Source organism: Sulfuritalea sp., assembly GCF_017302275.1.
Lineage (GTDB): Bacteria > Pseudomonadota > Gammaproteobacteria > Burkholderiales > Rhodocyclaceae > Sulfuritalea.
Genome location: NZ_JAFLDR010000036.1, coordinates 1 through 15,008, shown reverse-complemented (window position 1 = coordinate 15,008; position 15,008 = coordinate 1). Strand labels below are relative to the sequence as shown.

General features: G+C 64.2%; 13 protein-coding genes and 1 pseudogene. 12 read left to right on the top strand and 2 right to left on the bottom strand.

Annotated elements, in window-relative coordinates:
• Positions 1-152 precede the first annotated feature (152 nt).
• From J0M27_RS16630 to J0M27_RS16575, 12 genes are all read left to right on the top strand, one after another.
• Positions 153-2,909: a molybdopterin-dependent oxidoreductase gene (locus J0M27_RS16630; RefSeq protein WP_294994190.1), complete on the top strand. Its 2,757-nt coding sequence runs from the start codon at positions 153-155 to the stop codon at positions 2,907-2,909.
• On the top strand, positions 2,906-3,553 hold the full coding sequence (locus tag J0M27_RS16625) for a 4Fe-4S dicluster domain-containing protein (protein ID WP_294994186.1): 648 nt from the start codon (positions 2,906-2,908) through the stop codon (positions 3,551-3,553). Before J0M27_RS16630 ends, J0M27_RS16625 begins: the two co-directional genes overlap by 4 nt.
• Positions 3,550-4,470 carry a DmsC/YnfH family molybdoenzyme membrane anchor subunit gene (locus J0M27_RS16620; protein WP_294994183.1) on the top strand — a complete coding sequence of 307 codons (921 nt, stop codon included), beginning with the start codon at positions 3,550-3,552 and terminating at the stop codon, positions 4,468-4,470. The genes J0M27_RS16625 and J0M27_RS16620 overlap by 4 nt, the downstream gene beginning before the upstream one ends.
• Positions 4,471-4,533: 63 nt before the next feature.
• Positions 4,534-5,106 (top strand): NADH-dependent phenylglyoxylate dehydrogenase subunit gamma, encoded by a 573-nt coding sequence (gene padE / locus J0M27_RS16615; RefSeq protein WP_294994180.1) that lies wholly within the window; start codon positions 4,534-4,536, stop codon positions 5,104-5,106.
• On the top strand, positions 5,103-5,399 hold the full coding sequence (gene padF / locus J0M27_RS16610; RefSeq protein WP_294994177.1) for an NADH-dependent phenylglyoxylate dehydrogenase subunit delta: 297 nt from the start codon (positions 5,103-5,105) through the stop codon (positions 5,397-5,399). The genes padE and padF overlap by 4 nt, the downstream gene beginning before the upstream one ends.
• 49 nt (positions 5,400-5,448) lie before the next feature.
• A complete protein-coding gene (gene padG / locus J0M27_RS16605; RefSeq protein ID WP_294994174.1) occupies positions 5,449-6,696 on the top strand; it encodes an NADH-dependent phenylglyoxylate dehydrogenase subunit alpha in 1,248 nt (415 codons plus the stop codon).
• Between the two features lie 2 nt (positions 6,697-6,698).
• Positions 6,699-7,955, top strand: coding sequence for an NADH-dependent phenylglyoxylate dehydrogenase subunit epsilon (gene padH, locus J0M27_RS16600; RefSeq protein ID WP_294994171.1), 1,257 nt, complete (start codon positions 6,699-6,701; stop codon positions 7,953-7,955).
• Positions 7,956-7,957: 2 nt separating this feature from the next.
• Entirely contained in the window at positions 7,958-9,310 is a 1,353-nt protein-coding gene (padI, locus tag J0M27_RS16595; protein WP_294994168.1) for an NADH-dependent phenylglyoxylate dehydrogenase subunit beta, read from the top strand.
• A gap of 178 nt (positions 9,311-9,488) precedes the next feature.
• Positions 9,489-10,808, top strand: a complete 1,320-nt coding sequence (paaK, locus tag J0M27_RS16590; protein ID WP_294994165.1) for a phenylacetate--CoA ligase PaaK — start codon at positions 9,489-9,491, stop codon at positions 10,806-10,808.
• A gap of 222 nt (positions 10,809-11,030) precedes the next feature.
• Entirely contained in the window at positions 11,031-12,062 is a 1,032-nt protein-coding gene (locus tag J0M27_RS16585; protein WP_294994162.1) for a TRAP transporter substrate-binding protein, read from the top strand.
• A 97-nt stretch (positions 12,063-12,159) separates the two neighbouring features.
• Positions 12,160-12,684 carry a TRAP transporter small permease gene (locus J0M27_RS16580; protein ID WP_294994159.1) on the top strand — a complete coding sequence of 175 codons (525 nt, stop codon included), beginning with the start codon at positions 12,160-12,162 and terminating at the stop codon, positions 12,682-12,684.
• The gene (locus tag J0M27_RS16575) at positions 12,681-13,997 is read left to right on the top strand and encodes a TRAP transporter large permease (RefSeq protein WP_294994156.1); all 1,317 of its coding nucleotides are present in this window, start codon (positions 12,681-12,683) and stop codon (positions 13,995-13,997) included. The genes J0M27_RS16580 and J0M27_RS16575 overlap by 4 nt, the downstream gene beginning before the upstream one ends.
• A gap of 55 nt (positions 13,998-14,052) precedes the next feature.
• Here the strand turns inward: J0M27_RS16575 and J0M27_RS16570 are convergent, their stop codons facing one another.
• Complete coding sequence (locus J0M27_RS16570) at positions 14,053-14,490, bottom strand: DsrE family protein (RefSeq protein WP_294994153.1); 438 nt, start codon at positions 14,488-14,490, stop codon at positions 14,053-14,055.
• A gap of 41 nt (positions 14,491-14,531) precedes the next feature.
• Positions 14,532-15,008: pseudogene (locus J0M27_RS16565) on the bottom strand (hypothetical protein); the annotation flags it as partial.

Below are 15,008 nucleotides of genomic sequence, written 5' to 3'. Positions count from 1 at the left end.
TGGCAGCGAGAGCCACCCTCTGATCATGAAACACGCAAAAGGCGAAATGAAGGTCCGCCCCCCATCCCCCTCATGGGGGCTACTGATCGGCTCGCATCGCTCGACTATCACCCGTCCCTTCGAGCAAGTTGTTTCACGTTAAGGAAATGAACATGGAAGCAGCCCAGCCCAAGTCGGTCAAGCATGTGCCCAGTTACTGCTACAACTGCGTATCGGGTCCCGACCTGATGACGGTCAAGGTAGTGGATGGCATCGCCACGGAGATTGAACCCAACTTCGCCGCGGCCGACGTCCATCCGGCCAAGGGCAAGGTCTGCGTCAAGGCCTACGGCCTGGTGCAGAAGACCTACAACCCGAACCGCATCGGCACGCCGATGAAGCGGACCAACCCGAAGAAGGGGCGCAACGAGGATCCAGGCTTCGTGCCGATATCCTGGGACGAGGCGCTCGACATCGTCGCCGACAAGCTCAAGGCGGTGCGCGCCAAGGGCCTGGTCGACGACGCCGGCCTGCCGCGCGTCGCAGTGAGCCTCGGCCACGGCGGCACGCCGTCGAATTACATGGGCACCTTCCCGGCCTTCCTCGCCGCCTGGGGCGATGTCGATTTCAGCTTCGGTTCCGGCCAGGGCGTCAAGTGCGTGCATTCCGAACACCTTTATGGCGAGTTCTGGCACCGCGGCTTCACCGTCGCCGCCGACACGCCGAACTGCCGCTACAACATCGCGGTCGGCGCCAACGTCGATGTCACCGGCGGACCGTGCGCCGTGATCCGCCATGCCGATGCCCGCGTGCGTGGCTACAAGCGCGTCCAGGTCGAGCCGCATCTCTCCGCCACCGGGGCGTGCTCCGCCGAGTGGGTGCCGATCCGGCCGAAGACCGACCCGGCCTTCCTGTTTGCCCTGATCCATGTCCTGGTGCGCGAGAACGGCCTCAACAAGCTCGACATTCCTTTTCTGCGCGACCGTACCGCCTCGCCCTATCTTGTAGCGCCGGACGGGCTCTACCTGCGCGATCCGCAAAGCGGCAAGCCGTTGGTGTGGGACGAGAACAGCGCCACGGCCGTCGCCCACGACACGCCGGGCATCAAGCCGGCCGTAGCTGGCAGCTTCCGCGTCAGCAAGGCCCTGGTTGTCGATGCCGACAAGGAGCGCCGCGAATACAGCGACGTCCAAGGCAAGACGGCCTACGAGATGCTGTCCGCGCACATCGAAAAGTATTCGCCGGAATGGGCCGAGACGATCTGCGACGTCAAAGCCGAAACCATCCGCCGCATCGCCAACGAATACCTCGAGGCCGCCAGCATCGGCGAGACCATCGTGATCGACGGCAAGACCCTGCCCCTGCGGCCGGTCGCGGTGACGCTGGGCAAGTCGGTCAACAACGGCTGGGGCGCTTACGAATGCTGCTGGGCACGCACGGTTCTGGCGGCCTTGGTAGGCGCCCTGGAAAATCCGGGCGGCCTGCTCGGCACCACCGTGCGCCTCAACAAGTCGCGCGACAACCGCCATCTCTCGGTGGCGCCGGGCGAAGACGGCTTCATGGTCCAGTACTTCAATCCGACCAGCAAGGAAGAATGGCAGCAGGCGCCCTCGACGCGCAACCTGCACCAGACCCTGGTGCCGATAGTCGGCCACAACGGCGCCTGGAGCCAGGCGCTGGGGCCGACGCAACTGGCCTGGATGTTCCAGAACGAGCGGCCCGACGACTGGAGCATGCCGATGCCGACCTTGCCCGAGGTCTGGCTGGTGTATCGCTCGAATCCGTCGATTTCGTTCTGGGACACGCGCCACCTGGCAGAGGTCGCGGCCAAATTTCCCTTCATGGCCTGTTTCGCCTACACGGTGGACGAAACCAACTACATGGCCGACGTACTGCTGCCCGAGGCCACCGACCTCGAATCGACGCAGATGATCCGCATGGGCGGCACGAAGTACATGGAGCAGTTCTGGGACCACAAGGGTGTGACCCTGCGCGCCAAGGCTGTCGAACCGCAGGGGGAGGCGCGCGATTTCACCTGGATCACCACCGAGCTCGCCCGGCGTACCGGCCTGCTCGACAAATATGTCAAGGCGATCAACAAGGGCATCTCCGGCGTCGCGCCGCTGAAGAGCGAGGGCTACGACTACAGCCTCGATCCGGCTGGCGACCTGGCACCCGAAAAAATCTGGGACGCGGTTTGCCGAGCCGCGACCCTGTCGCTGTCCGATGGGCGAGAGGAACACGACCTCGCCTGGTTCAGGCAAAACGGTTTCTACACCGTGCCGATGTCGCGCCTGGAGTGGTACTTGACGCCGACCATGGAACAACATGGCCTTCGTTACGAACTGCCTTACCAGGAGCGTCTGATGCGCGCCGGCCGCGAACTCGGTCGCCGCCTGCACGAGAAGAAGATGAACTGGTGGGACGAGCAGCTGTCCGAGTACACAGCGCTGCCGGAATGGCATGACGTGCCGGGGCGCTGGATCGCCAACCTGGAGAAGGCCGGCGCCAAGCCGGCGGATTTCCCCTTCTGGCTGCTGACCACCAAGAGCATGCAGTACCACGCGGGCGGCAACGCCGCGATCGAGGTCATGCATGAAGTGGCGCAGAACCTGCGCGGCCATGCCGGCGTGATCATGAATGCGAACACCGCGGCGGGCCTGGGGATCGCCGAGGGCGACCGCATCGAGGTGCGCTCCCACATCGGCGCCACCTACGGCAAGGCCGCGCTGGTGCAGGGCGTGCGGCCGGACACGCTGGTCATCATCGGCCAGTTCGACCATTGGGCCACCCCCTTCGCCAAGACGATGGAAGCGCCCAGCCTCAACAGTATCGCCCCGATGTCGCTGGACCTGACCGACGCCACCGGATCCGGTGCCGATATCGTGCGGGTGGCGGTACGGCGCATGGAAGGGAGGGCAACGGCATGACCCGTTATGTGATGACCATCGACCTGCGCCGCTGCGTGGGTTGCCAGACCTGCACCGCCGCCTGCAAGGGCGCCAACGCGACGCCGCCCGGTATCCAGTGGCGGCGGGTGCTCGACATCGAGAGCGGCGAGTTTCCCGACGTGCGCCGCACATTCCTGCCGGTGGCCTGCATGCATTGCGGCAATCCGCCCTGCGAACAGGTCTGTCCGACACGCGCCACGACCAAGCGCGCGGATGGCCTGGTGGCGATCGACTACGACCTGTGCATCGGTTGTGCCAACTGCGTCATGGCCTGTCCCTACGACGCGCGTTCCATCGTCCATGAGCCGCACTACGCCTATGGCGATGCGCCGATGGCCGCCGAGGCCAAGCGCTTCGATCCGGCGCGGGTTGGCGTTTCGATGAAATGCACGTTTTGCGTTGACCGCATCGACCACGCCGAGCGCAGCGGACAGACGCCCGGCGTCGACCCCGAGGTCACGCCGGCCTGCGTCAATTCCTGCATCTCCGGCGCCATGGACTTCGGCGACATCGAGGATGGCGCAAGCAGCGTCAGGCACCTGCTGGCCGAGACGCAGCATTTCCGCATGCACGAAGAACTGGGCACCGAGCCCAGCGTTTACTACATCTGGGACAAGTCATGAAGCCTTCAACCCCTCGCGCGGCCGCGCTGGCGGCGCCCAAGCAACAGCGCAACTGGGACTGGCGTGCCGCCGCCAACTTCATCTGCGGCGGGGCCGGCGGTGGCCTGCTGCTCGCTGTCGCGTTCGCCGGCATCGAAACGCCGGCCGCGCGCATTGCGCTGCTGCTGGGCCTCGCCCTAATCGCCACCGGCCTGACCTGCGTCTGGTTCGAGATCGGGCGCCCCTGGCGCGCGATGAACGTCTATCGGCATTTCGCCACCTCGTGGATGACGCGCGAAGCGGTGGTGGCCCTTGTCGTGTTTGCCACGGGTGGGCTTGCGCTGCTGACGGGGATGCGGGGACTCATCGTCCTTGCCGGGATTTGCGGCCTGGCCTTCCTCTACAGCCAAGCGCGCATTCTGGCCGCGAACAAGGGCATTCCCGCCTGGCGCCATCCGGCCAGCGTGCCGCTGATGATGGCCACCGGGCTCGCGGAGGGCGCCGGCTTTCTGGCCTGCGTCGCCGCCTGGTTCGGGGCGGCGGGCAGTTCATGGATTGCCCTGGTCCTGGTGGCGCTTGTTGCCCTGCGCGCATGGTTCTGGAAGAGCTACCTCGTCCGACTGGACGACGACGGCGCGCCCGACGAGGCACTCAAGGTGCTGCACGGGATGTCGTCGCGGCTGCTGCTGCTCGGCCATGCGGCGCCGGCAATCGCCGCCGCGTTGGCAGTTTCCGGGGCGCCCGGGCGGGGTGGGTGGCTACTTGCGGGGGGGCTCCTGACGGTCGGCGGCGGCTGGTTCATGAAGTACACGCTGGTGCGACGGGCTGCCTTTACGCAGGGTCTGTCGATGGCGCGCCTGCCGACGCGCGGACGGGGAGTTCCCGGCCCGCAAGTGAAACCCGGATGGAAGTCCATCCAGGGCGCCAAAGCGGGATAATCGGATTCAGGGAAGCAGACATCAGGCGGGGCCCACGAGCCCGGCCGCATTGGAGGAGACGGGATGTACGAAGTACGCTTTCATGGCCGCGGCGGTCAGGGTGCCGTAACGGCCGCCGCGATGCTGGCTGCTGCCTTGCTGGAAGAAGGGAAGTATGCGGTGTCGATTCCGTCCTTCGGCTTCGAGCGCCGCGGCGCGCCGGTGGTTTCCTTCCTGCGCTGCAGCGATCGCGAGATACGCCAACTGACCAACATCTATACCCCGGACTGTTTGATCTGCGTCGATCCGACGCTGGCGAAGTCGGTCGATATCTTTGCCGGCCTCAAGCCCGGCGGCACCTTGGTTCAGGCAACGAACCGACCGCTAGAAGAAGTCGCCATTGCCGACACGGTGGGCACGGTCGGGCTTTGCGACGCCATCGGCATCGCGCTGCAGATTTTCAGGAAGCCGATCACCAATACGCTGATGCTGGGCGCTTTCGCCAAAACCACTGGCATCGTCTCGCTCGAGGCGCTCAAGCGCTCGCTCGAGGATTCCGATTTCCGCGACGCCGGCCTGCGCCAAAACCTGGACGCGCTGCAGCGCGGCTATGACGAAACCGTGGTGCATACCATTCCGCAAAGGGCTGTGGCATGAGGCACAAGAGCTATCCGATGTTCGACCTGGTCAAGGCCGAGGTGCCCGACGACCTCAGTCCCGTGGCAACCGTCATGAGTCCGATGCTGCCCGGCGACTGGCGCAGCATGCGGCCGGTGGTCGACCGCGACAAGTGCGTGAAATGCGCCGTGTGCTGGCTCTACTGCCCGGTGCAATGCGTCGAGGAAAAACCCGCCTGGTTCGATTTCAACCTCAAAACCTGCAAGGGCTGCGGCATCTGCGCCAACGAATGCCCGCAGCGCGCGATCACCATGATTCCGGAGGCCGCATGATGAACAATCGCCGTGTTCCCAGCGCCGACTTTCAGCAGAGGGAGGCCGCATGAGCGCAAGCACATTGGAGAAGCCATCTGCGCCGGCGCCGGCCAGGCAGAAGGTGATGCTGGTCGAAGGCAACGAGGCCGCCGCGCTGGGCGTGGCCCTGGCGCGCCCCGACATGGTCGCCGTATATCCGATCACGCCCCAATCCTCGCTGGTCGAGCATGTCGCCAAGCTAATCGCCGACGGCAAGATGGATGCCGACATCGTCGATGCCGAGGGCGAGCATTCGGTGCTGTCCGTGCTGCAGGGCGGGGCGCTGGCCGGCGCGCGCACTTACACCGCGACCTGCGGACCGGGCCTGGCCTTCATGTTCGAGCCCTATTTCCGCACCTCGGGCATGCGCCTGCCGATCGTCATGTCCATCGTCACGCGCGACGGCATCACGCCGCAGTCGGTCTGGGGCGGGCATCAGGACGCGATGACGGTGCGCGAAGTGGGTTGGGTGCAGGTGTATTGCGAGACGGTGCAGGAAGTGCTCGACACCACCATCATGGCCTTCAAGATCGCCGAGCACCACGACGTGATGCTGCCGGTCAACGTCTGCCTCGACGGCAACTACCTGTCCTACGGCACCTCGCGTGTCGAACTGCCGAACCAGAAAGACGTCGATGCCTTCATGGGTGCCAAGGACGTGAATTGGCACGTCGCCCTCGATCCGCTGCGGCCGATGGCGGTCGACCCGCTGACCGGCGGTTCGGGCGGCAAGGGGCCGTCGACCTTCGTCCGCTATCGCAAGGGCCAGTGCAAGGGCATGCAGAATTCGCTGCGCGTGATCGAGGAAATCCACGAGGAGTGGGCGCAGCGCTTCGGCCGCCGCTTCGCGCCACTGGTCGAGGAATACCGCCTCGACGGCGCCGACTACGCGATCATGACCCTGGGCAGCATGACCGGCGCCGCCAAGGACGCGATCGACGAAGCGCGAGACGCCGGCAGGAAGGTCGGCCTGATCAAGATCAAGACCTTCAGCCCCTTCCCGGTCGAGGCGTTGCTGAAGTCGCTGAACAAGATCCAGGCGCTGGGCGTGGTCGACCGTTCGGTGGGCTTCCGCTGGAACTGCGGGCCGATGTATCAGGAAACCATGGGTGTGCTGTATCGCCTCGGGCGCCACATTCCGTCGATGAGCTTCATCGGCGGCCTGGCCGGCGCCGACATCACGGTCGGCCATTTCCATCGCGTCATCGAAGCCACCGAAAAGCTACTGAGCAATCCGGCACCGATCGAGCCGGTCTGGCTTAACGAAAAGGATTGACCATGGAACAGACCAAATACCTGGTGGTCGGCAGCAGCCACGCCGCGCTCGAAGCGGTGACGGCGATCCGCATGCACGACCCCGACGGCAGCCTGACGTTGCTGACGCGCGATCCGCACCTGCCGTATTCGCCGACCGTGCTGCCCTATGTCGTCTCCGGCCGCTCGGCGCCCGATGCCATATTTCTGCGCGACGAGAAGTTCTTTGCCAGGCAGAAGGTGCAGTTGAAGCGCGGCACCGCGCTGAAAGCTCTGCACGCGGAACGCAACGCGGCTGAACTCGCCGACGGCAGCGAGATCGCCTACGAGAAGATCCTGCTCGCCACCGGCGCGGCGCCTGCCATTCCGCCGATTCCCGGCCTCGACCAGGTGTCCTACCATGTACTGCGCACGCTGGACGATGCGACGAAACTCAACGCCGCAATCAAGAACTCGAAACAGGCCGTGGTGCTGGGCGCGGGTCTGGTCGGCATGCACGCGGCCGAGAACCTGGTCAAGGCCGGCGCCTCGGTCACCATCGTCGAGATGGCCAAGCAGCTGACCGATGGCTATTTCGATGCGATCGCAGCCGGCTTGATCGAGAAAGCCTTTACCGACAACGGCGCCTTGATCCTGACCGGCAGCCGCGTAGTCAAGCTGGCGCCTTCTGCAACCGGAGCCACCCTGACGCTGGAAAACGGCACGACACTCGAAGCCGACCTGCTGCTGGTCGCCACCGGCGTCAAGCCGAACATGGAGTATCTGGCGGGCAGCCGGGTCGAACACGACCGCGGCATCCTGGTCAGCGACACCATGCAGACCAGCGTCGCCAATGTCTGGTCTGCCGGCGATTGTGCCCAGGCCAAGGGCTTCTACACCGATGCGAAGATCATGAACGCGATCCTGCCGGACGCCACGGAGCAGGGCCGCATCGCTGGCATGGCGATGGCAGAGGATCCGGGATTGAAGAAATATCCCGGCGGCGTGCCGCTCAACACCTATCACTTCTTCGGCCGCCATGCGATTTCCGTCGGCAGCAGCAAGGTGCCCGAGGGCGGCGAGATGGTGACGCGTTTCGACGAAGCCAGCGGCCGCTACCTGAAGGCGATTTTCAGTGCCGACAACCGCCTGACGGGAATCTACGGCGTAAATGAATTCTTCGACGGCGGCGTGATGTGCCAGTTGATCCTGCGCCGCGTCGATCTGGCGCCGGTCAAGGAGCGCTTCCTGGCGAATCCCCTGGCCGTCGGCCGCGAACTGATGTCGAAGCTGTGGAGATAAGCATGGGAATGTTTGGAGGGGCCTACAACACCATCGCCTTCGATGCCAACAAATGCGACGGCTGCGGCGATTGCATGACGGCTTGTGCGACTGCCAAGACGGGTACCGTCGATCAGTCACGCTCGCGCATCCAGATCGTCGGCAGTGCGGATGAGGGCTTCGAACTCGCGCTGTGCCGCCAGTGTGCCGATCCGAAGTGCGTCACGGTCTGTCCGGCAGCGGCGCTGACCAAGAACTACGCGAGCGGCGTGATCGACTGGAACGCGGACAAGTGCGTCGATTGCCTGCTGTGCACCGTCGGCTGCGCCTATGCCGGCATCGCCCTCGATGCCGGCACCGGCCACGTCGCCAAGTGCGATACCTGCGACGGTGCGCCGGCCTGCGTCCCGGCCTGCCCGCACGATGCGCTGACCTACGTCACCACCTCGCGCATCTACAACGAAGTCGGCGACTGGGAGGATCTCTTCGCTCCCGGCCTCGCCGGCTGCCAGGGCTGCAATACCGAACTGCTGATGCGCCACACGCTACGCCGCGTCGGGCCGGATACTGTGCTGGCGACACCGCCGGGCTGCGTGCCGGGCATGGGTTCGGTCGGTTTCAACGGCACCACCGGGACCAAGATTCCGGTGTTCCATCCGCTGCTGACCAACACAGCTGCCATGCTGGCCGGCGTCAAGCGCCAGTACAAGCGGGTCGGGCGCGATGTCACGGCGCTGGCCATTGCCGGCGACGGCGGCGCTTCCGACGTGGGCTTCCAGTCGCTGTCGGGCGCCGCCGAACGCAACGAGCAGATCCTGTTCATGGTGGTCGACAACGAGGGCTACATGAATACCGGCATGCAGCGTTCGAGCTGCACGCCCTACGGCGCCTGGACTTCGACCACGCCGATCGGCAAAGGCCCGGGCAACATTCCCTCGCAGGGCAAGACGCAGGACGCCAAGAACCTGCCGCTGATCATGGTCAACCACCGCTGCGAATATGTCGCAACGGCCTCGACGGCCTACATGGACGACCTCTACGACAAGCTCGACAAGGCGATCCAGGCCTCCAAGCGCGGCTTTGCCTACCTGCACGTGTATTCGCCCTGCACCACGGGCTGGCGCTTTCCGACCGACCAGAACATGGAAGTCGCGCGCAAGGCGGTCGAAACCAATTTCGTCATGCTGTGGGAGTACAACCCGACCGACGGCCTGCACTTCACCAGGCCGGTCGATGATCCGCTGCCTGTCACCGAGTATCTCAAGGCGATGGGGCGTTTCCGCCACCTGAGTCCGGATCAGGTTTCACACATACAGTCCAAGGTCGTGGAGAATCTCGCGTTCGTAAAACAAATGGCGCATCGAGAAGCCATTTAGCGTGAAATCGCTTGTTGGAAGCGCGGGGTGATTGACGAGCCAAGCGATCTGATCAGTAGCCTCCCCTTGGGGGAGGATGGGAGGGGCGGGCCCAATTGCCAGCCTTGGCTGTTGCTACGTTATGGTGTTTCATGATGCCGGTTGGTTCATCGAAGTCATGAGCGATAAGGGGAGCTACATGAGCAAGCAGGAAGAGCAGGGCAAGGATCTGGAGCCCATCGAGAAGGCAAGTCGCGACGAGTTGCAAGCCGTGCAGTTGCAGCGCATGAAATGGTCGCTGCGGCACGCCTACGAAAACGTGCCGCACTACCGCAAGAAATACGACGCCGCCGGGGTGCATCCGGACGACCTCAAGACGCTGGCCGACCTCGCGAAGTTTCCCTTCACCACCAAGCTCGACCTGCGCGATACCTATCCTTTCGGCATGTTCGCGACGCCGATGCGCGACGTGGTGCGCATCCATGCCTCCTCGGGCACCACCGGCAAGCCGACGGTGGTCGGCTACACGAAGAACGACATCGCGATGTGGGCGCAGCTGATGGCGCGCTCGATGCGGGCGGCGGGCTGCAGCGCCGACGACATCATCCTCAATTCCTACGGCTACGGCCTGTTCACCGGTGGCCTGGGTGCCCATTACGGCGCAGAGTGCCTGGGCGCGACGGTGATCCCGATGTCCGGAGGCCAGACCGAAAAGCAGATCCAGCTGATCCAGGACTTCAAGCCGACCGTCATCTGCTGCACGCCGTCCTACATGCTGACCGTCGCCGACGAGATGATCAAGGCGGGCATCGATCCCCGCGCGACCAGCCTGCGCGTCGGCATTTTCGGCGCCGAACCCTGGACCAATGAAATGCGGCGCGAGATCGAAGCGCGCCTCAACATCGACGCCATCGACATCTACGGCCTGTCGGAAGTCATGGGGCCGGGCGTGGCCTGCGAATGCGCCGAGACCAAGGACGGCCCGACCATATGGGAAGACCATTTCTATCCGGAAATCATCCATCCCGAAACCGGGGAGGTGCTGCCCGACGGCGAAATGGGCGAACTGGTGTTCACCTCGCTGTCGAAAGAGGCACTGCCCATCCTGCGCTACCGGACACGCGACCTGTCGCGCCTGCTGCCCGGCACCGCGCGCCCGATGCGGCGCATGGAAAAGATCACCGGCCGCAGCGACGACATGCTGATCATTCGCGGCGTCAATGTGTTTCCGACGCAGATCGAGGAAATCCTGCTGAAAAACCCGAATCTTTGCGCGCAGTACCAGCTGCAGGTGTCGCGCGACGGCCATCTCGACAAGCTGGATGTCTTCGTCGAGGTGCGTGCCGACCTGTCCGACAAGACCAGCGAGGAACGGCGCAGGGAAATCGGTGCGGAGGTCGAGCATCGCATCAAGGTGCTGGTCGGCGTTTCGTCCACGGTGCACGTGGTCGATACGGACAAGGTCGAGCGCACCCTGGTCGGCAAAGCAAGGCGGGTCGTCGATAAAAGGCCCAAATAAATTGCTGGAGATCAAATCATTAATTGGAAATTGGTGTAGTATTGTTCGCATAGCTTGCGTATAAACGTGAAATATAGTGCATTTTAGTTGGGCGGCTTGGCATGCAATACCTTGGTTTCCGTTGTGGTATAAGGTGCGCTGATTCATGTATCACAAGTATTCTGCTGGATTTGTTCGCAATTTAAATAAGGCGGCGACGCCGCCATCAATGAGGAGACGTAGATGAAAAAGCTGTTTGCAAAAACCCTGATTGCCGCATCGATCGCCGGCACCGCCTTCGCGGTTCAGGCTCAGGAGGTCACCCTCAAGGTGCACCACTTCCTTTCGGCCCAGACCTTCATCCATACCGGCGTCTTTGAGCCGTGGTGCGCCAAGCTGGGCAAGGAATCCAACAACCGCATCAAGTGCCAGATTTATCCGGCCATGCAGCTCGGCGGCACGCCGCCCCAGCTCTTCGACCAGGCCAAGGATGGCGTCGCCGACGTGGTATGGACCGTGCTCGGTTACTCGGCCAACCGCTTCCCGATGTCGGAAATCTTCGAACTGCCCTTCACCATGACCAACGCGGAAGCCACCAGCCGCGCTGCCTGGGACTTTACCCAGACGTATGCCAAGCACGAGTTCAAGGATGTTCACGTCCTTGCCGTCCATGTCCATGGCCCCGGCTACCTGTTCACCACCAAGAAGCCGATGAAGTCGATGGAAGACTTCAAGGGCATGAAGTTCCGCGCCCCGACCCGCCTGACCAACAAGATGCTGGCCTCGATGGGCGCGACGCCCGTGGGCATGCCGGTTCCGGCCGTGCCCGAGGCGCTGTCCAAGGGGGTTATCGACGGCGCCGTTATTCCCTACCAGGTGGTGCCGAGCATCAAGGTCAATGAAATCGCCAAGTTCGGCGCGGAGACCGATCCCAAGTCCAAGGCGCTGTACACCACGGTGTTCACCATCGCCATGAACAAGGCCAAGTACGATTCCCTGCCGGCCGACCTGAAGAAGGTGATCGACGCCAATTCGGGCATCGAGTTCTCCGCCATGGCCGGCCGCGTGCAGGAAGCCGACGACGGCCCCGGCCGCGAGAAGAGCAAGGCTGCGGGCATGGCGATCAACGTGATCCCGGCCGCCGAACTTGACAAATGGAAGAAGGCCACCGACGCGCTTGATGACGAGTGGATGGCCAACATGACCAAGGCCGGCCATGATGGTCCCAAGCTGTTCAAGGCGGCTCAGGACCTGATCAAGAAGTACACCAAGTAAGCAGCTCGACGCACCGCCGGGTGCCGGCCCCGCCGGCCCCGGCGTTTTTTTGCTGTCCCCGACCTGCGTCGCGGACGGAACGCAACGGGAGAGAAAGATGGCTGACGCCCTCTATGTCGACAAGGATGCCGAGCCGACTGCATTGGTGGGTAGGATGCTGAACAAGGTATGTCGCGCGTTCGCGGTCGGCTCCGGTCTCACGCTAATCCTGATGTCCCTGATGTCCCTGACCAGCATTGTCGGCCGCAGCCTGTTCAGCAAGCCGATCCTCGGCGACTATGAGTTGGTGCAGATGATGTCGGCGGTTGCCGTGACCATGGCGCTGCCTTTCTGCCAGATGGTCCGCGGCCACATCATCGTCGATTTCTTCACCGTCCACGCGCCGAAGAAGTTCAATCGCGCCTGCGATATCGTCGCCAGCCTGGCCTTGTCTGTCGCCGGCTTCGTCTTCGCCTGGCGCATCACCCTGGGCATGCTTGATCTGCACGATAGTGGCGACGCCTCGATGCTGCTTAACCTGCCCACCTGGTACGGCTACCTGCCGATGGTGCCATCCTTCTTCCTGCTTGGCTGTGCGGCCCTCTATACCGTCTGGATCGACATCACCGGAGCCGAAGCATGACCGGCATTGAAACCGGCGCCGTCGCCGGCGTCCTGATGCTGGGCCTGATGGCCTTGCGTGTGCACATCGCGATGGCCATGATGATCGCCGGCGTGGTCGGCTACATCTGGATGGCCGGCCCCTCGCCGCTGCTCAGTTACATGAAGACGGCGGCCTGGGCGCGCTACTCGATCTATGATCTTTCGGTGGTCCCGCTGTTCCTGCTGATGGGGCAGTTCGCCACCCATGGCGGCCTGTCCAAGGCGCTGTTCCGCGCCGGCAATACCCTGATCGGCCACTGGCGCGGCGGCATGGCGATGGCCGCGGTCGGCGCCTGCGCCGGCTTCGGCGCCATCTGCGGTTCCTCGCTGGCCACCGCGGCCACCATGGGCCAGGTGGCACTGCCCGAACTTCGCAACCACAAATACTCCGGGCGCCTGGCCACCGCGGCGATCGCCGCCGGCGGCACGCTGGGCATCCTGATTCCGCCCTCGGTGCCGCTGGTGATCTATGCCATCCTCACCGAGCAGAACATCGCCAAGCTGTTCATGGCCGCGGTGATCCCCGGCATCATCGCCATGGTCGGCTACATGGTCGTGATCGGCATCATCGCCCGGGTCGACCCCACGGCCGCGCCGCGCGGCGAACGGGCCAGCTTCGCCGAGAAGCTCAAGGCCATCGCCGAGACCTGGCCGGTGATGCTGATTTTCATTGCGGTGATTGGGGGTATCTACGGCGGTTTCTTCACTCCGACCGAGGCGGCCTCGATCGGCACCTTGGCCACCGCCTTCGTCGCCTGGCGCTCGGGCGGCCTGTCCAAGCGCGGCTTCCTCGAATGCGTCTATGGCACTTCGCAGGCGACGGCGATGATTTTCCTGATCCTGCTCGGCGCCGACATCATGAACGTCTTCCTGGCGCTGACCCAGATGCCGGCGGAACTCGCCAAGTGGGTGGTGGGCCTCGGACTTTCGCCCCTGCTGGTGCTGCTGGTGATCCTCATCATCTACCTGATCCTCGGCTGCATCATGGACAGCCTGTCGATGATCATGCTGACCATCCCGATCTTCTTTCCCATCATCATGGGCATGGATTTCTGGGGCCTGGATCCTGAAAGCAAGGCGATCTGGTTCGGCATCCTCTCGCTGATGGTGGTTGAAATCGGCCTGATCACGCCGCCCGTCGGCCTTAACGTTTTCATCATCAGCAGCATGGCCAAGGACACCTCGATGAAGGATACCTTCATCGGCATCATTCCCTTCCTCGCCTCCGACGTGCTGCGCATCGCGCTGATCGTCTTTGTGCCTTCGATCGCGCTGATCGCGCTGAAGCTATAGCCGTACCGAAGAGTCGGCGCCCGGGGGACGGCGATTGCCGCCGTCCCGGTGCGATTCAGGGCTTCAGGTAGGCGTAACCCTCGCGCGCCTGCAAGCGGCTCACTTCGCCGACACCCGACGGCACGATCTTGGCCTCGGGAATCACCTTGCTGGGGTCGATCTTGCGCCGCTCGAGGGTGATGTTGCAGACCTTGAACTCGACGCCCTGGCTTTTCAGGTCCTCGACGATCACGTGGTAGGGGTTCTTGTCCTTGTCCTCGGCGCCGGCGAGCAGGAAGTCGATGCCGCGCGCATGGGTGACCACCGCGATCTTCGCTTTCGGATCGGTGCTCAGGTGGTTGCGGATGTTGCGCAGGGCGTCGCTGGCCTGCTCCAACCCGGTGTTCAGGTGGTACACGACCTTGATCGGTTCCTCGGCGAGGGCCGGCAGGCCGGCGGCGAACAAGGCACCGGCCAGGGTGGCCAGACGCAGGCTGCGGGTGATGGTTTTCATTGTTCTCTCCTTCGGTTGGGGTAGAGGTTGCGGGGAGGTTGTCAGACGCGCACGTAGGACCATCCCTGGCTCATGCGCATGACAATCTGGTCCAGCGCCGAACTGGCGACGCGGGTGCCGGGCAGCAGCTGCACCACCGTGCCTTTCTCGCGCAGGCGTTCCACGGTCTGGCCGCAGGCGATCAGGGCCAGGTTGGGATGTTCGGCGCGCAGCCTAGCGATCCGATCGGCATGGGGCGAAACGCCGGCGCGCAGCAGGTCGAGGCCACCGGCATTGGCCACCAGTTCCACGGCGATCGGCTGCCCGGCCTCGCGCGCGGTGCGCAGCAGGCCCTCGGCGTCGTCGAGGGCGACGCGCGCCCGCTGTTCGTCCCAGGCGGTGAGGTGCAGGATCACATGCCCCGTGTCGGCCTTGCGGGCGAGGCTGTCGCCCCCCATCCCGGCCTGGTCACGGGCGATCCAGCCGCCCAGGGCCGCTCCCGCCAGCAGCAGCGCCATGGCCAGGGCGCGCCAGGGCCG

What these genes read in the sequence shown, in the direction of transcription:
- J0M27_RS16630 (WP_294994190.1), top strand. Translation starts at nt 153, where the DNA reads ATGGAAGCAGCCCAGCCCAAGTCGGTCAAGCATGTGCCCAGTTACTGC.
- J0M27_RS16625 (WP_294994186.1), top strand. Translation starts at nt 2,906, where the DNA reads ATGACCCGTTATGTGATGACCATCGACCTGCGCCGCTGCGTGGGTTGC.
- J0M27_RS16620 (WP_294994183.1), top strand. Translation starts at nt 3,550, where the DNA reads ATGAAGCCTTCAACCCCTCGCGCGGCCGCGCTGGCGGCGCCCAAGCAA.
- padE (WP_294994180.1), top strand. Translation starts at nt 4,534, where the DNA reads ATGTACGAAGTACGCTTTCATGGCCGCGGCGGTCAGGGTGCCGTAACG.
- padF (WP_294994177.1), top strand. Translation starts at nt 5,103, where the DNA reads ATGAGGCACAAGAGCTATCCGATGTTCGACCTGGTCAAGGCCGAGGTG.
- padG (WP_294994174.1), top strand. Translation starts at nt 5,449, where the DNA reads ATGAGCGCAAGCACATTGGAGAAGCCATCTGCGCCGGCGCCGGCCAGG.
- padH (WP_294994171.1), top strand. Translation starts at nt 6,699, where the DNA reads ATGGAACAGACCAAATACCTGGTGGTCGGCAGCAGCCACGCCGCGCTC.
- padI (WP_294994168.1), top strand. Translation starts at nt 7,958, where the DNA reads ATGGGAATGTTTGGAGGGGCCTACAACACCATCGCCTTCGATGCCAAC.
- paaK (WP_294994165.1), top strand. Translation starts at nt 9,489, where the DNA reads ATGAGCAAGCAGGAAGAGCAGGGCAAGGATCTGGAGCCCATCGAGAAG.
- J0M27_RS16585 (WP_294994162.1), top strand. Translation starts at nt 11,031, where the DNA reads ATGAAAAAGCTGTTTGCAAAAACCCTGATTGCCGCATCGATCGCCGGC.
- J0M27_RS16580 (WP_294994159.1), top strand. Translation starts at nt 12,160, where the DNA reads ATGGCTGACGCCCTCTATGTCGACAAGGATGCCGAGCCGACTGCATTG.
- J0M27_RS16575 (WP_294994156.1), top strand. Translation starts at nt 12,681, where the DNA reads ATGACCGGCATTGAAACCGGCGCCGTCGCCGGCGTCCTGATGCTGGGC.
- J0M27_RS16570 (WP_294994153.1), bottom strand. Translation starts at nt 14,490, where the DNA reads ATGAAAACCATCACCCGCAGCCTGCGTCTGGCCACCCTGGCCGGTGCC.